Below are 18709 nucleotides of genomic sequence, written 5' to 3'. Positions count from 1 at the left end.
TCCGGATCCCCGCTCGTCGCCGGCCCGGGTCGCATACGCGACCGATCCGACCGCCTTGAGAAACGCCGCCGGCGGACCCGCGCGACGATCGAAAACTACCTAATTTCGAAAACGCGTGCTACTCGAGAAATAATAAATAATTTATTCGCAGGGTCCGTTGCGAGCGATATGGCACCAGACGAGTTGCGCTCGACCGTCGAGCACGTCGGGGATCGGTTCAACCTCGGCGAGTACGAGATCGACGCCTATCTCACCGTCTTAGAGCAGGGGCAGCTCACGGCCAGCGAGATCGCCGATCGGACGGAGATTCCCCAGCCGCGCGTCTACGACACCGTCCGTAGCCTGAGCGACCGCGGGCTGGTCGAACTGCGCGAGTCCCGCCCGATGAAGGTCGTCGCGATCGATCCCGCGGAGGCGTTCGACGACGTCCAGAACTCCTTAGAGCAGATGATCGACGAGCTCGAGGCCCGCTACACCGCCCCCGCCCGCGATACGGAGGCGGTCTCGCTGGTCAAGTCCCGGTCGACGATCCTGCGGTACCTCGAGGAGGTCATCGTCGACGCCGACTACGAGCTCTCGCTGTCGCTGACGCCGGACCTGCTGACGCGGTTTCGGGAGGAGCTCGAGGCGGCGGTCGAGGCCGGCGTCAGCGTCGATCTAATCGTGACGCCGGGCGCGGAAGCGCCCGATCCGGCCGAGTTCGACTACGAGTCGGTCGCGACATCGGCCCGCGCGCGGCGGGGCATCACGACGCCGGTCGTCGCCGTCGCCGACGGCAACTACTCGGTGTACGCGACCCAGGACGCGCTGCGGGACGACCAGGATCGGTACGGCGTGATCTTCAACCGATCGGCGCTCGGCTTTCTGGTCTCGGGCTTCTTCGGAACCGTCCTCTGGACGACCGCCGAGCGCACGCTCGGCGAGGACGGCTCGGTTCGCGGGTTCCCCCGCAAGTACGCCTCGATCCGCCGGTGCGTGAAGGACCTCATCGAGGAGAGCGGCGACTTCTACGCGACGATCGAGGGCCGCGACGTCGAGGTCGGCGGCTCGCGGGTCGTCCAGGGGCGCGTTCTCGACATCTCCTTCGAAGTGAGCGAGGAAGTGGCGGCGCTGACCCTCGAGACCGACGACGGCGACCGCGTCACCGTCGGTGGCCGGGTCGCCGCGCTCGAGGACGTCGAGGCCCACGAGATCCACATCGGCCGCCACGAGCCGCCGGCGATCGACGACTGACCGCTCGAGCGCGAGCATCGCGGTTCGACCGGCACCGATCGTCGACGTGGGTTCCTCGGTCGCATTCTACCCCTGCCATCGACGACGCCGGTTGCACCGCTCCCGCGGCCGATTGTCCCCTCTAGACTCATCGTCCGTCGTTCCGTTGGGTACGGGCCGTCGACCTATCGGTTATCTGCTGGCAGGTGCCGACCGTCGATCGGAAATAGCTGATTGGGCGGCGGCGCCGACGGCCGCGAGTTCAGGGCCGAATCGACGGCGCTGTCGTTACGATCGGCAGTAGTCCCGTAACCGGCACGGGAGAGAGAGAGTCAAATTTTATTACAACATTTATTGCCAACAATTAAGTCCCCGAAGGTGGACCGATCACTGGTCATGGGACGTGATACCGACGGGAGGCGCGACCGTCCGACGGGGCGTCTGGAACGCCGATCGTTCCTGAAAGCCGCGTCGGCGACGACCGCCGCCGGGACGGTCGCCGTCGCCGGCTGCGTCGGGCAGGGTCGGGAACCCAACACTGTGGTGATGACCGCCGCCTCGGACGTCGCGGGCATCATGCACAGCGAGGGCGACGAGCCGTCGATCCAGAAGGCCCTCTGGGACGCCGGCCTCGACGAAGACATCCGCGTCGAGGTACAGACCGTCGTCAGCGACTCCGCACAGCGAATGCAGACGACGCAGTCGGCGCTCGAGGCGGGGCGCGCACCCCCGGACATTCACATGATGGACAGCGGATGGACGGTGCCGTTCATCCTTCGAAATCAGACGGTCAACCTGACGGAGGAGCTTCCGGACGAGTTGCTCCAGCGCGTTAACGACACCTACCTCAACGCGATCCTCGAGACGGCTCGACACCCGGAGACGGGCGACCTCCACGCCCTGCCGCTGTTCCCCGACCTGGGGTTTACGCTGTATCGGGAGGACTTCATCGAGGACGCGGGGTACGATACCGACGACTGGGCGACGAATCCGCCGTCGTGGGAGAAGTTCTCGCACGCGATCGCCGACGCGCGCGACCAGGCCGGCGTCGATTACGGGTTCACGACCCAGGCGGCCGCCTACGAGGGGCTGTCCTGCTGTACGTTCAACGAGGTGATGACCTCCTGGGGCGGGGCGTACTTCGGCGGCCTCGACAACCTGTTCCTCGCCGGCGAACGACCGATCACCGTCGACGGAGAGCAGGTCATTCAGGCGATTCGGATGATGCGCTCGTTCATCGAGGGAGAGGAGGAGAACACCCTCGACGGCTACCCCCAGATCTGTCCCTCGGCGATCGTTCAGTGGACCGAACAGCAGTCGCTCAACCCGTTTGCAGACGGGAACGCCGTCTCGAACCGGAACTGGTCGTACGCGATCGCCCAGACCGGCACGGAGGAGGTCTTCGGAGACAACCTCGGCGTCATGACGCGGCCGTACGCGGTCTCGCAGGAGGAGGCCGAGTACGAGGGGACGGGCGGCACCGCCGCGGCGCTCGGCGGGTGGAACCTCGCCGTCAGTCCGTTCTCCAACCGCCAGGAGGAGGCGCTAGAGGTCCTCAAGGCCTTCTCCCACGAGGAGGTCATGCTCACGATCTTCCAGCTCGGCGGCTTCCTGCCGCCGAACCTGGATCTGGTCGCGGAGGCCGACGCGTCGGAGGTCGGGCCGGTCGTCCGCTACGCGGACGTGGTCCAGAAGGCGAGCGAGAACGCGGTTCCGCGCCCGGCGACGGACCTCTGGCCCGAGCAGTCGGCGCTGATCTACCAGTCGGTCAACGCGGCGTACCGCGGGGTCCAATCGCCCCAGTCCGCGATGAACGAGCTCGCTCAGGAGCTCGAACAGAGCGAAGCGGAGGTGGGATCGAATGGCGACTGATACCGACGACGAGCGGCTGATCGGCAGGGAGTCCGACGCCGACCGGGAGCGGACCGGCAACGCCGTCGTCAACTGGATGGAGAACCTGAGCGAGGCCGCCTACGCGTACCTGCTGTTGCTCCCGGCGTTCGCGCTGCTGACGCTGATCGCGTTCTACCCGCTGATCCGGACCTTCCTCATGTCGCTGCGAGCCAACCAGACGCGGGGCATGGATCCGCTCGGCGGGTTCGTCGGCCCGGAGAACTACGTCGACATCCTCGTCGGGAACGCGCGGCTGGCGCGGCAGTTCCTCGACGTCGCGCTGACCTCGTCGTTCCCGTTCGTCGAGTTCGGCACGCCGCTCTTCCAGCAGGCGCTGTTCGTCACGCTCGCGTTCGCCGTCATCAGCGTCGTCGCCGAGACGCTGATCGGGTTCGGCCAGGCGTACGTGCTCGATCAGGACTTCCGGGGCCGACGCTGGGTCCGCGTGGCGATCATCCTCCCGTGGGCGGTGCCGATCGTCATCCAGGGGATGATCTTCTTCCTGCTGTTCCAGCCGACGGTCGGGTTCGGTACCGACCTGATGCAGTGGCTCGGGATCTTCAGCTCAAGTCCGCTGGCGAACAGCCAGGACGCGTTCACAATCATCCTCGTGGCCGACATCTGGAAGTCCTCGGCGTTCATGGCGCTGCTGATCCTCGCGGGGCTCCAGAGCGTCGACCGGAGCCTCTACGACGTCGCCCGCGTCGCCGGTGCGTCGCCCTGGCAGCGGTTCAAGATGATCACGCTGCCGCTCGTGATGCCGGCGCTTTTGGTCGCCATGCTGTTCCGCACGATGGACGCGATGCGCGTCTTCGGGCTGATCGAGGCGACGGCGGGCTGTACGACGGTCCCGTCGCTGACTTGCCTCGTCGTCGAGGCGATGTTCGGCGGCACGCGCATCTACGGGACGGCCGCCGCGGTCGCGTTCTCGACGGCGCTCGTGATCGGCCTGATCATCGGCGGCTACGTGCTCCTGTTCCGCGACACCGAAGGAGGGCTCTACTAATGACCGACCCGAACGACTCCACCGATCCGACGACCGATCCCGACGACGGCGGTATCGACCCGGAGCGAGATCCGACGCTGCGCCGCCCGGACGGCGGCGGCAACGTCCTCGAGCAGGACCGCGACGCGGACCTCGATCGTGGCCCGTTCCAGCAGTGGGTGGCCGACTCCATCTCCAACCCGGGACGGGTCTACCGCGCGATGTTCTACGTCGCGGCGATCTTCTTCCTGTTCACGACGCTGTTCCCGTTCTACTGGCTGCTCATGGTCGCGCTGACGCCGGAAGGGCAGCTACAGGACATCGTCTTTACGCCGAACGGATTCAACCCCGGCGCGTTCGTCGAGGTCTTCCAGGTCATCCCGTTCCACTGGTACATGTTTAACAGCTTCGTGATCGCGCTGGGGTCGACGATCGTCGTCCTCGTCGTCGGCAGCCTCGCGGGCTACGCCTTCGGCCGCCTCGAGTTCCCCGGCCGGACGCCGCTAATGTTGCTCGTGTTGATCATCTCGTTCTTCCCGCCGGCGGCGTTCTTCATCCCGCTGAACGACATGTTCAACACCCACTTCGCGATCCTCCGGCCGATCACGGGGAACGGCACCCTCTACAACACGCCCTTTGCCCTCGTGACGCCGCTGTCGGCGATCTTCATGCCGCTGGCGATCTTCATCCTCACGACCTTCTACGCGCAGATTCCCGACGGCCTCGAGGACGCCGCGAGAGTGGAGGGGACGACCCGGCTCGGCGCCCTGTTCCGGGTCATCATCCCGCTGTCGGCGCCCGGCGTCGCGACCGCCGGCGTGTTGACGTTCATCGCCGTCTACAACGAGTTCTTCTTCTCGTTCCTGATGACCGACGGCCAACCGCAGAACTGGGCGCCGATCCTCGAGGGGATCCTCGCCTATCAGGGCCAGTACCAGGTGATGTACCACCTCATGGCCGCCGCGAGCATCATCGGGGTGATCCCCGTCGCGGTCCTCGTGGTGGTCGCCCAGGAAAAGATCGTGAGCGGACTGACCGCAGGCGCACTCAAAGAATAACACCAGGTGATTCACAATGGCACGCGTACAAATCGACCACGTCACGAAACGCTACGAAGACGTCACCGCAGTCGACGACATCAGCATGGAGATCGAGGACGGCGAGTTCGTCACGTTCGTCGGCCCCTCCGGCTGTGGCAAGTCGACGACGATGGAGACGGTCGCCGGGCTGACCAAGCCGACGGACGGCAAGATCTTCATCGGCGACGACGACGTCACCAACCTCGCCCCGAAGGATCGGGGCGTCGCGATGGTCTTCCAGAACATCGCGCTGTTCCCCCACATGGACGTCTTCGAGAACATCTCGTTCGGCCTCCGGCTCCGGAAGTACGACGACGACGAGATCAGGCGCCGCGTCGAACAGGCCGCCGACATCGTCCAGCTCGAGGGGATGCTCGATCGGATGCCCGACGAGTTGTCGGGCGGCCAGCGCCAGCGCGTCGCGATCGCCCGCGCGATCGTTCGGAACCCGGACGTGTTCCTGATGGACGAGCCGCTGGCGAATCTGGACGCGAAGCTCCGGGTGCACATGCGCACGGAACTGCAGCGGCTCCACCGCGAACTCGGCACGACGGTCATCTACGTCACCCACGATCAGGCCGAGGCGATGACCATGTCCGACCGGATCGCCGTCCTGAACGAGGGCAAACTCCAGCAGATCGCCCCGCCGCTGACCTGCTACAACGAGCCGGCGAACCTGTTCGTCGCCGGCTTCATCGGCTCGCCCTCGATGAACTTCGCCGAGGGCGAACTGACCGCAGACGGCCTCGAGACCGATAACTTCCGCGTCGACCTCCGGCCCGAGGACGTACCGGGTGCGGCCGTCGGCGACACCATCACGCTCGGCGTTCGCCCCGAAGACGTCCACCTGGTCGAGGAGACCGACTCGCTGACCGACACCACGGCGCCGATCGACGCCAGGACCGACGTGCTCGAGCCGATGGGCGACGAGATCTTCGTCTACCTGCTGCTCTCGGAGACCGCGGAGAGTTCGATGGACCAGGATCCGGCGACGTCGTCGGATCAGTTGCTGATGAGCGTCACCCCGGATACGGACATCCGGGAGGCCCAGGAGGTCGACGTCGTCCTCGACCGCTCGAAGATCCACCTGTTCGACGGCGCGACCGGCGAGGCGCTGCGCCACGGGCTGACCGATCGCTCGGAGCGCGAGCCCGGAACGACGCCGACGGAAGCCGACAGTTGAACGGTCGAGAACGGGGCCGAACAAGATCGAGACGGAGCCCGCGTCCGCCGACTCGGCGTCGAGCCGAGGCGCTCGGACCGACCCTCGTCACGGGCGGTTTGGCAATGCATCAAAGGCGGTCCAGCGCATAGATTCGATATAGCAACATCGAGTGTATAGTGCGACGATCGAACGAGTGACCCAACACGAGCGATGACAATGGATCGAAGCGACATCAAGACCGGAATCGTCGGCCTCGGCAACATCGGACAGTACCACGCGGAACGGCTCGTCGACCTCAGCGTCCCGATCGTCGGCGGCATGGACGTCGCTCCGGAGGCGCGGACGCGGTTCGGCCGTCGGTACGACGTCGAAGTATACGAGGACCATCAGGAACTGTACGACACCGTCGACGCCGTCATCATCACGACGCCGAACAAGTACCACGAGGAGTACGCAGTCGACGCCTTCGAACGGGACCTGCACGTCCTCCTCGAGAAGCCCCTCGCCCACACGCTGGAGAGCGCCCAGCGGATCGCCGCCGCGGCCGACGGCTCCGAGGGCGTCTGCATGGTCGGCTTCAACAACCGGTTCGCGAACGCGGTTCAGATCGTCAAGAACCGGATCGAACGGGGGGATCTCGGCGACGTGACCCACGTCGAGGCCAACTACGTGCGCCGGCGGGGCATCCCCGGCCGCGGCTCGTGGTTCACCCGCCGGCAGATCGCCGGCGGCGGGGCACTCATCGACCTGGGCGTCCACGCGATCGACCTCGCGCTCTTCCTGCTCGGCTATCCGCCGGTCAAGGAGGTAAGCGGCGTTACGCGGGGCGACTTCGGCTCGCGCGAGGAGTACGCCTACCTCGAGATGTGGGGCGAGGACGCCGGCCCGGGCGAGTTCGACGTCGACGACTCCGCCAGCGCGTTCGTCCGCTGTGCGGACGGCCGAACGATCAGCCTCGAGGTGGCGTGGGCGACCAACCGCCCGGCCGACCACGAGTTCGTCGTGCGAGGCACCGAGTCGGCCGCGCGGTTCGACCTCCTCGAGGGCGATCTCAGCTTTCACTCGGCGAGTACGGTCGGTCCCGACCACCTCGAGGATACGTCCGTCAAAACGCGACAGAACGATACTCACACAGAGGAACAGAAGACATTTTTCGACGCGATCGTGGCCGGCGAGGACCGCGACGACAGCATCGAGCAGGCGCTGTCGGTCCAGCGGATCATCGATTCGATCTACCGCTCGAGCGACGAAGGCCAGACGATCACCATCGAGGAGCAGGACTAGACGCCGGACTGGTCACCGACTGCGTTCGCAACCGTGGCCGACGCGTCGCTCGTCGTTCGCGCTAGCCTCGAGCGCCGAGTACTGTGCGCGCTGTTGCAAGGAATCCGCTTTCAGTACACGCGTGGTAGGAACTCGCATGCAAGTCGAACGATCGCTCACGCTCGCGCTCGAGCGCGGCGAGGTTTCCGTCGGGGAGCGACTCGCGGTGCGGGTTCGCGACGGCCTCGGCCGACCGATCGACGGAGCGATCGTCGAGGCCGGCTCCGGGTCGAAGCGGCGCCGAACCGACGAGGCGGGGTACTGCGAGTTCACGTTCCACGCGCCCGGGTTCTGGAAGTTAACCGCGCGCAAACCCTCGACCGACCGGGTCGCGTACGAACCGACGACTGCCCTCGTCCGGGCCGTTCCCGGGGCGTCGCTCGATTGGCGCCCGCGAACCGCGCAGCGGTGAGTCTCGGCCGCGTTCCGCGCGGACCGAGCGCTGGGCCGCGGAGTCGCCGTCAGTCCTCGACCGGCCGGCCGACCGATTCGTCCGCGGAGGGATCGCTGACGTCGACGCGGCCGTCGCTGTGGACGGTGATCGCGTAGCCCTCGTACTCGAGGTGGACGCGGGCGGGACCGGCCGAGGGCAGGTCGAACAGTTCGTCGAGCGCCTCCGGGTTGACGACCGTGTACAGTGGGTCGTAGGCCGGGGGCTCGATCTCGGTGACGTCGACGCCCTCGTGGTCGGCGACGGCGGCGACGATCGCCTGACTCGGCGGAACCGAATCGCCGGACGTCGACGAGTCCGCTGGCAAGGGCATGCGTCCGGCTAGCGGATTCCGTCGGATAAGGCTAGCGAAAATGTGACATTTGTTTTACAACACTTGGTCGGCCTTGACGGCTCGAGCGTTCGAAGGGCGACGCAGGTCGATAGTCGGTCAGTCGCCGTCCGTTCGGCCGCCGGCGTCTAATCGAGCGCCGAGATACCGGCGGACCGACGCGGTGGCCCCGTCGACGGTGTAGTTGCGGCCGATGCGGACGCTCAGTGCGGCCAGCAGCGTGCCGGCGATGACGTCGGCGAACCAGTGGATCCCGAGGTACATCGTCGCGACGACGACGCTGATCGCGAGGACGCCGGCGACCGGCACCCACGTCGGGTACTGCTCGCGGGTCTGCCACGCGAAGATGAGGACGGTCATCGACAGCGACGTGTGCAGCGACGGAAAGACGTTCGTCGGCTGGTTCACGTTGCTCGTCAGTTCCCGGATCTGCGGGAAGGCGTCGTACAGCAGCCCGTCGAACAACAGCGGATCGAAGTTTCGCGGTCCGTACGCCATAAAGAGGACGTAACAGCACAGGCCGATGGCGTAGTTCGCGGTGAACGCCAGGATGAGGTCGGTCAGCTCGTCCGTCTCGTCGAGCGAAAAGTACGCGACGAACGGAAACAGGAGGAGAAAGGCGTAACCGTAGACGTAGACGAAGGCGAAGTACGACGTCAGCTCCGGCGACTGGAACGACTGGAGCAGACTGACCGGACTCTCCGGAAAGACCAGCCGGTCGAGGTTGAACAACCAGTGGGTGATGTTGTTCCCGAAGACCCGGTGCTCGAGCCGCACGGCGATGTCGGCGGTCAACCAGCGAAGGAACAAGACGCTTCCGAGTGCGAGCAGCGGAACCAGACACGTCTCGAGCCGGCGGCGGGCGTCGTCGAGCGACGACGCGAGCCGGCGGGGACCGACGATCGCCAGGGACGCCGTCGCGAGCATCGCGGCGACGACGAGGGCGAGCTCGAGGAGGACGGCGAGGAACGACATGCGGGTTTTGCTGTATTATGGTCGCGATGGCATTAACCTTTACAAGCTCCGTCATCGCCCTCGAGAGGCGACGCACAGCGCGATCGACGGCCGACGTTGACCGGTCCGTAGCGGCCGCGTATCGTAGCCGGCGGGAGGCAGTCGGCGGGGCACAGCCGACGGGACGTAGCCAGCGGGCACTTGGCACTGGGTTCTCGGGGACGATCAACCGAGCAGAACGCCGTCGTCGTACTGATACCCGGCCTCCTCGAAGAGCGAGCGAACTCGTTCGGCGTCGACCTTCCCGTCGGAGCCGGGAAAGATCGAGACGGCCGCGCGGTCGTCGAACGTCCACTCCTCGTTGCGGACCCCCACGAGGGAACTGTACTCCGTCGCCGGCTCGGCGCGGCCGGCGAAAAACTCCCTGACGGCGTGTTCCCGATCGATCAGCCGCGAGAGGATCCGTCGGACGTTCGGGTTGCCGAGATCGGGATGGTGGAGGTTGTAGCCGATCATGTAGAAGTCGTTCGTCCGCCCCGTGAGCACCGACGTTTCCGTCCCGTCGCGGATCCCGCCGAGCTGGGACGGAGGGACGGGGGCGCCGGTGATGTCGATATCGCCGTTGCGCAGCGATTCGATCATCGAGCCGGCGTTGGGCTCGATCCGGTATCTGAGGCCGGGAAACTGCGAGAAGTCCTCGAGGACGTCCGGACGATCGGTCGTCGCGTCGCGAAGGACGTGCTCGTCGAACGGCTCGAGTTCGATCGCGTCGTCCGTGACCGCCCGCAGCCGGAACAGGCCGGAGCCGACGGGCGACGTGTTGTCGGTGACGAGCGCTTCGGGACGGTGACCGGCCACGATCTCCGATCGGGGCTCCCAGACGTGCCGGGGCAGTATCGGCACGGCGAACGCCCGCACCGCGGCCGCTCTGACCGTCTCGTCGAAGACGAACCGGACGGTCCGGTCGTCGACCGCCTCGACCGTCTCGACGAGCGTCTGCCGGCCGCGGTACCGCGGCGCGGGGACGCCGCCCTCGACCCCGCCCATCGAGGTATCCCGAAGGAACCGGTAGGTGAAGGCCACGTCGTCCGCGTCGAGGGGCGTTTCGTCGTGCCAGGTCAGCCCCTCTCGGAGCGTCACGGTCGCTGTGAGCGGATCGGCGTCCGTCCAGTCGATCGCCGCCGCCAGCCAGGGAACGTACTCGCCGGGGGCGGTCGTGAGACGCGTCCGTCGGGGTCGCGCCAGCGGATCGTACAGCAGACCCAGCAGCCCGGCGACCCGATTCCGGTCGACGACGAGCGGGTTCAGCCGCTTTCCGAGCCCGTCGCCGAAGATGCCGACCGTGAGCGGGTCCTCGCGGGTGTCGTCCGCGGGCGTCCGGCCGAGGACGTCGACGTAGTCGAGCGGGCGTCGCGGCGGGGCGGCCGCGTCGACGGCGTCGTGAACGCCCCCGACCCGGTTCGGGAAGGCGACCGCCGTGTACGGCGGGGTCTGGCCGAGATACTCGAACAGATCGCCGAGCACCGCTTGGCGGTCGCTCCCGTCGGCCGTCCGCTGTCGCTCGAGGTAGTCGTCGACCGTCACGTCGGAGAAGTGAAAGGGGTTCTGCCACCCCCGTTCGTTGACGAACTGCGAGTGGAGCAGCCCGCGGAGCGCGTCGTACTCGTCGAGGCCGGGGTGGCGCGCGACGAAGATGTCGTAATCGCCCTCGAGCAGGACGCTTCGGTAGAGTTCGGCCTCAGAGACGGGTTCGTGGCTGACGGCGATGCCGGCCGTCCGGAGGTTCTCCCGGAACTGGCTCACGATCTTTGCGGCGATCTCGTCGTCCTCCGTCGGCAGCGACTTGATCGTGAGTTCGACCCGTTCGGGGCCGGAGTTTTCCGCGCGCGACCAGAAACGCTCCGAGCAGCCGGCGAGGGAACTAGTCGCTACTCCGGCGGCGCCGGCAAGAACCCCTCGTCGGCCGATCGACGGAGCGTCGTCCTCCATGTTGCATTGGGTATGCCGTCATTGCGTATATGAGTTACTTTCGAAATATAACGACGATATTCCGGGGTAGCGGCCCTTTCGTCCCATTTTACGCTACCATCGAGCAGATAGAATTAGTGACGACGGCCGAGAATGGCATCGATCGACAGTATTCACGAGACGATGAAGGTCGTTAATCGATGACTATCTGAAAGAGACGAAAGTAGCCAGACGATGATTGTGTTTTCTTCGTTCGTACGCGGGCCATAACAATAGCTACCAGTGGGGACTGTCGGGACGTGGCACCCGTTCCAGACGCCGGGCGATCCGGCGCCGCACCTTCCGATCGCGGTCGCGGTCGCCCGCAGGACGGCCACGAGAGACAACCATGAAACTCGCACTCATCGGCTTCGGTCAGGCAGGCGGGAAGATCGTCGACGAGTTCCTGGCGTACGACGACGCGGTCGGCGGCGGCTTCGCCGAGGCGGCGATCGCCGTCAACTCCGCGACGACCGACCTCAAGGGACTCGAGCACGTTCCGCAGGAGAACCGCGTACTCATCGGCCAGGCGCGCGTCAAGGGCCACGGCGTCGGCGCCGACAACGAGCTCGGCGCGTCGGTCACCGAGGAGGACATCGACGAGATTCAGGGCGCGATCGATCGGATTCAGGTCCACGAGATCGACGCGTTCCTCATCGTCGCCGGCATGGGCGGCGGCACGGGGTCGGGCGGCGCGCCCGTCCTCGCGAAACACCTCCAGCGGATCTACACCGAACCCGTCTACGGGCTCGGCATCCTCCCCGGGACGGACGAGGGCGGCATCTACACGCTGAACGCGGCCCGTTCCTTCCAGACGTTCGTCCGCGAGGTCGACAACCTGCTGGTTTTCGACAACGACGTCTGGCGCAGCGCCGGCGAGTCCGTCGAGGGCGGCTACGACCGCATCAACCGCGAGATCGTCGAGCGGTTCGGGCTGCTGTTCGCCGCCGGCGAGGTCGGCCACGGCGATCACGTCGCCGAGAGCGTCGTCGACTCCTCCGAGATCATCAACACCTTAGAGGACGGCATCTCGACGATCGGCTACGCGCGCGAGACGGTCGACACCTCCGGCGGCCTGCTCTCCTCGTTCCGCGGCGAGGAACAGTTCGACGAGGGCGCCGCGGTCAACCGGCTGACCAGCCTCGTCCGCAAGGCGACGCTCGGACGCTTGACCCTCCCCTGCGACGTCTCGAGCGCCGACCGCGGGCTGGTCGTCGCCACCGGGCCGCCGGAACACCTCAACCGGAAAGGCGTCGAGCGCGGCCGCCAGTGGCTCGAAGACGAGACCGGCAGCATGGAGATCCGCGGCGGCGACTACCCGCGGCCGGACAAAGACGAGGTCGGCGCGATCGTCCTCCTGTCGGGCGTCACCGACGTGCCCCGCGTCGATCAGCTCCAGGAGGTCGCCATCGAGGCCCAGGAGACGACCGAGACGGTTCGGGCGAACGCCCAGGAGGAGTTCTCGTCGCTGGTCGACACCGGCGGCGAACTCGACGCGCTGTTCTGACGCGTCGACGCCCTCGGATTCGATATCCGCGAACGCCGTCCGTTCGCCTCCGCTCCGCGCCGACGATTCCGGTCCACGCTGACGCCATCCGACTCCCTCCGCGCCGACGCTAGTTGGTCCTCGCTGGCGCCGTTCGACCTCGGCCCTCACCGTCCCTCCCTTCCATCCTCTCCTCCGCCGTTCGATTTCGCGCCGACAGTTAAGTGAACTGACGCCATCTGTCGGACTGGGAACGGTTCGCACGCCCTCGCCGGTGGCCGCGTCGTTCCCGGTTTCAGTATGACGGATCGAAGTCTCCACCTCCCGGTCGCAGCACAGCCCAGCCTCGACGCGCTCGTCGACCTCGCTCGACTCGGCGAGCGCCGCGGCTACGAGTTCGCCTGGCTCCCCGAGACGTGGGGCCGCGACGCCGTCACCGTCCTCGCGACGATCGCCCGCGAGACCGAACGGATCGGGATCGGCCCGAGCGTCGTCAACGTCTACTCGCGGTCGCCCGCGCTGCTCGGCCAGACCGCCGCGACCCTGCAGGAGGCCTCCGACGGCCGCCTGCGGATGGGAATCGCGCCAAGCGGCCCCGCCGTCATCGAGGGCTGGCACGGCCTCGAGTTCGACCGGCCGCTCCGTCGCACCCGCGAGTACATCGAGATCGTGCGGACGGTGCTTTCCGGCGAGCGCGTCGAGTACGACGGCGATCTGTTCTCGCTGTCGGGCTTTCGGCTGCGCTGTAATCCGCCCGAAGAACCGGTCCCGATCGACGCCGCCGGGATGGGGCCGAAGGCCGTCGAACTCGCGGGCCGCTTCGCCGACGGCTGGCACGCGATCCTCTTCACGCCGGCGGGGCTCGAGGAGCGCCTCGAGGACCTGCGACGCGGCGCCGACCTCGGTGATCGGAGCGCCGAGGACGTCCGGGTGACGCTTTCGGTCACTGCCTGCGCCCTCGAAGACGGCGACCGCGCCCGCTCGCTGGCCCGCCAGCACCTCGCGTTCTACGTCGGCGCGATGGGCACCTACTACCGGGAGTCGCTGGCCCGGCAGGGGTACGAAGACGAAGCCCAGGAGATCGCCGCGGCCTGGGCGAACGGCGATCAGGAGGCCGCGCTCGAGGCGATTCCGGACGCGCTCCTGGACGACCTCGCGGCCGTCGGGACGCCCGACCGCGCTCGCGAGGAGCTCCGCAAGTTCGAGCGGCTCGACGGCGTCGACGAGGTCGGGATCGGCTTCCCGCGGGGCGCCTCGAGCGACGAGATCGAGGCGACGATTGCGGCCCTCGCGCCCGACGGAAGCGAGTGACGCGAAGGGGGACGACACGCGCCGAGCAGCGAGGGCTACCGCTGTAACGCCCGCTCCGGCGTTAGACGTGTCCTACCTCGTGATAGTCTTAGTAGAAAGACAATAACGAACTACGATATCGGGATGGAGTGGGGTATGAGCGGACAGAAACAGACGACGCGGACCACGACTCGATCGACGATGCGAAACGCCGTCAAATCGGTCCTGTTCTCGAGCGCGAACGACGACGCGACGATCATCGAGGAGTGTCGCCGCTGCGGCAAGACGATCGAATCGCGGGAGGCCGACTGCCCCGTCTGCGGTTGCGACGACATCGTCGAGTATCGCATCCGGTAGGACGGCCCCGAAGCGCGTTCGCTCGTTGCTCGCTCCGCGAGATCGGCGTCAGTCGATCGGCAGCGGCTCCGTCTCGATTCCGTCGCGGCGGCCGTCGAGCACCGCAAAGCGCTCGCCGCGCCGCACTTCGAGCCAGTACAGCAGTCGTTCGGCCCACTCGAGTTTCCGCCCTTTCGTCGGGGTGACGGCGGGATCGTCGAAGTCCCAGCCGACGAAGACGAGCGCTCGCGCGCCGAGGTGATCCGCGAGAAAGGCGGCCCGATCGCCGTCGGTGAACCCGCCGAAGTTCCGGACGTGGTCCCGCGGCGCCGCCTGCGTCGTCGGCAAGACGAACTCGGCGGCGCAGTCGGGGACGACCGCCCGAACGGCCGGGACGTTGTCGCCGTGGGCGTGGACCGCGACCGGCACGCCGCCGTCGGTCACCCGCCGCACGGTGTCGGGATTCTTGTCCAGGTCCGTCACCATGCAGTCGACCGCGACGTCGTGCGCCCGGAGGACGTCCGCCGCCGTCGACGCCGCGAACACGGCGTCGGCCTCGCGGGCCCGCTCGATTTCTTCCTCGTCCTCAAGCGACGGCCCAGCGCCGGCGATCGCGACGGTGGCGTCGCGAAGGGACGGCAGCAGTGCGAAGTCGAACGGATCGGTCAGCGACGCTAAGACATCTCGCGCGCGTTCGTCGCCGGTGCGGTCGTAGCCGAAGTCGCGGAGGATCGCGTCGTACACCGGCTTCCAGTCGTCGAACTCCATGCGTAGCTCTCTGGTTCGAGTCGTCGCTGCGGCGACGTAACTGTTCGTCTCGCGTCGCTGCCGACGGCTCGTCGGATCGGTTACTCGAGAACTCGCGTCGGCGTGTCAGGACGGCGTCGTCACTGGTCGACGTAATGCCACAATAATTCCGTGTTGTGGGCCGGGGGTCGCCTCCAAAGTACCCCTACCCGGGAGGCCGCCCGGCGTCCACTCCCTCATTTCGAAGCCTCCGGCATAAGCTTTCTCTTACTATAGTACGTTGTCGAGTTCCGTTCCTAATAGCTCCATAACGTCGTTCTCTCCCCGAAGACGCTTTGAGACGTCCGAAATCGATTCCGTGCGTCCCGACAGTAATACGGTATTACTGTTACCAAGGTACACGGAAACAGCCGCGTCCGACGCCGCTGCCGTCAGACGCTCCTGCTGGGCCGCGGTTAATCCCTCGATTTCGAGAAGGTTCGTCGGCCACTCGTCCGCGACCTCGAGATCGACGCCGCGCTCGGAGAGGTGTCGGCGGAGTTGTCGATTCGAACGGACGTCCAGTCGCGTGATCGAGAAGTCCTCGGTCGCGACGTGCGCCCGTTCGGTGAAGGCGTCGCCGATCAGGGCGGCGTCGCGCGTCTCGGCGACGTCGTGGGTTCGGATCACGTGGGCGCCGCGCTCGACGGCCATCGACGTGGCCGCGAGGCTGACCGGCAGTCGTTCCTCGGTCTCGCGGTCCGCAATCTCGCCCAGGAAGTTCTTCCGGTTGATCGAGACCAGCATCGGCTGCTCGAGCGCGCGGAACTCCCGCAGCCGGCGGAACGTCTCGCGGTCGTCCTCGAGCGTCTGGGCCTCGCTCCAACCGCCGAACGCGGGGTCGACGATCGTCTTGTCCGTCAGTCCGTTCTGCTTGAGCGCCTCGTAGACCTGGTCGACGTAGTCGGCCTCGGCGGCCCACTCCGGCGACTTCCGCGTGGCCCAGTCGGTCTCCTCGACCGCGCCCGGCCGCTCGAGGTCCGGCGGGCTCGCCATCTTCGCGACGGCGGCGTCGTGGTCTTCGCAGACGGTCGGCATCTCCGGGTCCGCGAACCCGCAGATGTCGTTGACCATGTCGAACCCCCGCGAGAGGGCCTCGTCGGCCACCTCGGCGTAGCGGGTTTCGATCGAGAAGACGGCGTCGCCGGAGACGCTCTCGATGGTCTCGAGCGCCACGTGGAGTCGGTCGAGTTCCTCCTCCGCCGAGAGCACCTCAAAGCGCTTGTTCGCGGACTCGAGACCGACGTCGACGATGTCGGCTCCTTCGCCGATCAGTTCCTCGTCGACGTAGGCGGCGGCCTCACTGGGGTCGTCGTAGACGCTCGGATCGTAGGGGGACTCCTCGCTGACGTTCAGGACGCCCATGATCCGGGGCGGATGGTCGTCGCCGATCTGCAGTCCCGCTGCGTCGACCGTGTTCATACCTCGACTGAGGAGCAGAGCCTAAAAGGAGCCGCGGTTGCGGTGAACGCGACGAGCGGACGGGAGGACGGGAGCGGCGAACCGAGCGGCGGTATCGTGCGACGCGAACGTTATGGCTGCGGTCCGGGACCCACGCTTCCCTCGCGATCGGTGCCGTCCGACCCGTCCGCGTCCTCGAGCGGCGCCAGTCGCGCGTCGCGCAGCAGCACCTTCTTGACGATCGAGGGGTTCTCGAGCAGGCGGTGTTTGGCGTGGGCGCCGCGGCCGCGTCCACGGCCCTCGCGCTCGGACTGGATCACGTTGAGGAAGTTCTGCTCCTGAAGAATTTCTTGGACGCGGCGCTCGGAGAGGACGTCGAAGTCGAGCTGTCGAGCGATCTCCTTGTACTGGTTGTAGATGATCTTGGTCGGGAACTCCTTCTCGGAGCTGTTCTCGGTCAGCAGCGTCAGCGCGTAGAGGATGGCCTTGGCCTGCTGGGGCGAGCCCTCGATCAGCTCGTTGAAGCGGTCGGCCTCGGTCTTCTCCTTGGCGTCTCGGACGTGTTCGGCCGTGACGCGCGTATCGTTTTGCTTCTTGGCGATCCGCCCCGCGTTGCGGAGGATGTCGATCGCCTTGCGCGCGTCCCCGTGTTCCTGCGCGGCGAGCGCGGCGGTGAGGGGAATCACGTCGTCGGAAAGCACGCCGTCGTGGAACGCGTCCCGTCGTTTCTCGAGGATCTCGACGAGCTGATTCGCGTCGTACGGCGAGAAGACGAGTTCGTCCCGCGAGAGACTGGATTTGACGCGTTCCGAGAGGTGATCGGGAAAGTCGATCTTGTTCGAGATGCCGATGATCCCGATGCTCGAGTCCGAGATGCGGCGGTTCTCGCCGGCCCGGGAGAGCTTGCGGAGGACCTCGTCGTCCTCGAGCATGTCGATCTCGTCTAGGATGACGATGGTCACGTCGGTGCAGTGGTCGACGGCCTGCCAGAGGCGCTTGTAGTAGTCGCCGGTGCCGAGACCGCGGTCGGGGACGGAGACGCCGCTTTCGTCGGGTTCGTTGACGATCTGGGCGATCGTCTTGATGACCGACGCTTCTGTGTTCTGCTCCCCGCAGTCGATGAAGGCGTACTTCACCGTGACGTCGTCGCGGCGGGCCTCCGAGATCACGCGCTTGGTGACCGACCGCGAGATGAGGGATTTGCCGGTTCCGGTCTTGCCGAAGATGAACAGGTGGTTGGGCTCGCTCCCGAAGATCGCCGGGTTGAGCGCGTCCGCGACCCGTTGCATCTGCTCGTCACGCCCGACGATCCGGTCCGGCCCCGGAAGGTGCGTGATCTCGAGCAGCCGCTCGTCGGCGAAGACCGGATCGTCGTACCGAAAGAGTGGATCACGATCGTCGTTCGCGGACATTGCAGTGTCGGGTGACTACCGACTGGATTGAAATAAAGCTATGGAGATCGATCGCGGATGTAAATCCGACGTATTAGCATCTAGATTCCGGAAATACCTAACGATCGGCGGTATGTGATCGAATCGCCGCCATCGCGCGTCTAATCGGTTCCGTCTCGCCGTTCGCGGACGGACACCCCCGTCGCGGATGTAACGGCCGGGCATCGACTCTCCGCCGGATAGCGATCGAAATCCGATTCCGACGATCGCCGAACGATCGAATGGGACCGTAGAATCCGAATCGACTCGCCGCAAAAACTACGGAACGCAATTTTCGGATCGGTGTCCGCGTTCCGGGTTTGGCACACACACCACCGTCGCGGATGTAATGGAGAATGGGTGGGTCAGGTGAGAGACGATCGCCGATTTTCTCGCGATTCGTCCCGTCTGGAGCGATATTTTACAACCGCGACGGAGGTGTGTTCCCGTACAGAACCCCCACCCACTGATACGGGGTTACAAACGCGAAGGGGGTGTGTCCCTCCCCTACCCCATGAGTCCCGATTCATTTAGGAATCCAGCGAGAACACCAGCCAAATCAAAACCTTCCAGAGTGGAA

The 18709-nt window shown here is 66.4% G+C and carries 16 protein-coding genes; 10 read left to right on the top strand and 6 right to left on the bottom strand.

The annotated features are described in order from the left end of the window. Positions 1 to 168: 168 nt before the first annotated feature. The 7 genes from trmB to ACYQ26_RS14360 all read left to right on the top strand — a co-directional run bounded on the left by trmB (position 169) and on the right by ACYQ26_RS14360 (position 8069). Positions 169 to 1233 (top strand): HTH-type sugar sensing transcriptional regulator TrmB, encoded by a 1065-nt coding sequence (gene trmB, locus ACYQ26_RS14390; protein ID WP_459809591.1) that lies wholly within the window; start codon positions 169 to 171, stop codon positions 1231 to 1233. Positions 1234 to 1608: 375 nt separating this feature from the next. Continuing rightward, on the top strand, positions 1609 to 3084 hold the full coding sequence (locus tag ACYQ26_RS14385; protein WP_459809590.1) for an extracellular solute-binding protein: 1476 nt from the start codon (positions 1609 to 1611) through the stop codon (positions 3082 to 3084). Further along, the gene (locus ACYQ26_RS14380; protein ID WP_459809589.1) at positions 3074 to 4111 is read left to right on the top strand and encodes a carbohydrate ABC transporter permease; all 1038 of its coding nucleotides are present in this window, start codon (positions 3074 to 3076) and stop codon (positions 4109 to 4111) included. The genes ACYQ26_RS14385 and ACYQ26_RS14380 overlap by 11 nt, the downstream gene beginning before the upstream one ends. Then, positions 4111 to 5148 carry a carbohydrate ABC transporter permease gene (locus ACYQ26_RS14375; protein ID WP_459809588.1) on the top strand — a complete coding sequence of 346 codons (1038 nt, stop codon included), beginning with the start codon at positions 4111 to 4113 and terminating at the stop codon, positions 5146 to 5148. The genes ACYQ26_RS14380 and ACYQ26_RS14375 overlap by 1 nt, the downstream gene beginning before the upstream one ends. Positions 5149 to 5164: 16 nt before the next feature. After that, positions 5165 to 6352: an ABC transporter ATP-binding protein gene (locus tag ACYQ26_RS14370; RefSeq protein WP_459809587.1), complete on the top strand. Its 1188-nt coding sequence runs from the start codon at positions 5165 to 5167 to the stop codon at positions 6350 to 6352. Between the two features lie 192 nt (positions 6353 to 6544). Then, positions 6545 to 7618, top strand: a complete 1074-nt coding sequence (locus tag ACYQ26_RS14365) for a Gfo/Idh/MocA family protein (RefSeq protein ID WP_459809586.1) — start codon at positions 6545 to 6547, stop codon at positions 7616 to 7618. A 136-nt stretch (positions 7619 to 7754) separates the two neighbouring features. Then, on the top strand, positions 7755 to 8069 hold the full coding sequence (locus ACYQ26_RS14360; protein ID WP_459809585.1) for a carboxypeptidase regulatory-like domain-containing protein: 315 nt from the start codon (positions 7755 to 7757) through the stop codon (positions 8067 to 8069). A 49-nt stretch (positions 8070 to 8118) separates the two neighbouring features. Here ACYQ26_RS14360 and ACYQ26_RS14355 read toward each other — a convergent pair whose 3' ends face one another. The 3 genes from ACYQ26_RS14355 to ACYQ26_RS14345 form a co-directional block, all read right to left on the bottom strand. Beyond that, positions 8119 to 8421 (bottom strand): HalOD1 output domain-containing protein, encoded by a 303-nt coding sequence (locus ACYQ26_RS14355; protein WP_459809584.1) that lies wholly within the window; start codon positions 8419 to 8421, stop codon positions 8119 to 8121. Between the two features lie 117 nt (positions 8422 to 8538). Beyond that, a complete protein-coding gene (locus ACYQ26_RS14350) occupies positions 8539 to 9414 on the bottom strand; it encodes a phosphatase PAP2 family protein (protein WP_459809583.1) in 876 nt (291 codons plus the stop codon). Positions 9415 to 9618: 204 nt separating this feature from the next. Beyond that, a complete protein-coding gene (locus tag ACYQ26_RS14345; RefSeq protein ID WP_459809582.1) occupies positions 9619 to 11382 on the bottom strand; it encodes an ABC transporter substrate-binding protein in 1764 nt (587 codons plus the stop codon). A gap of 367 nt (positions 11383 to 11749) precedes the next feature. Here ACYQ26_RS14345 and ACYQ26_RS14340 point away from each other — a divergent pair, with 367 nt between their 5' ends. The 3 genes from ACYQ26_RS14340 (at position 11750) to ACYQ26_RS14330 (ending at position 14533) form a co-directional block, all read left to right on the top strand. Beyond that, a complete protein-coding gene (locus ACYQ26_RS14340) occupies positions 11750 to 12907 on the top strand; it encodes a tubulin/FtsZ family protein (protein WP_459809581.1) in 1158 nt (385 codons plus the stop codon). 279 nt (positions 12908 to 13186) lie between these two features. Then, positions 13187 to 14197, top strand: a complete 1011-nt coding sequence (locus ACYQ26_RS14335; protein WP_459809580.1) for a TIGR04024 family LLM class F420-dependent oxidoreductase — start codon at positions 13187 to 13189, stop codon at positions 14195 to 14197. A 135-nt stretch (positions 14198 to 14332) separates the two neighbouring features. Continuing rightward, on the top strand, positions 14333 to 14533 hold the full coding sequence (locus ACYQ26_RS14330; RefSeq protein ID WP_459809579.1) for a hypothetical protein: 201 nt from the start codon (positions 14333 to 14335) through the stop codon (positions 14531 to 14533). Positions 14534 to 14581: 48 nt separating this feature from the next. Here the strand turns inward: ACYQ26_RS14330 and ACYQ26_RS14325 are convergent, their stop codons facing one another. From ACYQ26_RS14325 to ACYQ26_RS14315, 3 genes are all read right to left on the bottom strand, one after another. After that, complete coding sequence (locus ACYQ26_RS14325) at positions 14582 to 15280, bottom strand: 6-hydroxymethylpterin diphosphokinase MptE-like protein (protein WP_459809578.1); 699 nt, start codon at positions 15278 to 15280, stop codon at positions 14582 to 14584. 249 nt (positions 15281 to 15529) lie between these two features. Next, on the bottom strand, positions 15530 to 16720 hold the full coding sequence (gene folP / locus ACYQ26_RS14320) for a dihydropteroate synthase (RefSeq protein WP_459809577.1): 1191 nt from the start codon (positions 16718 to 16720) through the stop codon (positions 15530 to 15532). A gap of 110 nt (positions 16721 to 16830) precedes the next feature. Then, complete coding sequence (locus tag ACYQ26_RS14315; RefSeq protein WP_459809576.1) at positions 16831 to 18111, bottom strand: Cdc6/Cdc18 family protein; 1281 nt, start codon at positions 18109 to 18111, stop codon at positions 16831 to 16833. Positions 18112 to 18709 lie beyond the last annotated feature (598 nt).

The organism is Halopiger thermotolerans, from assembly GCF_054654555.1.
Note: the sequence above shows the minus strand (reverse complement) of the source record. Positions and strands in the feature narration are given on the sequence as shown.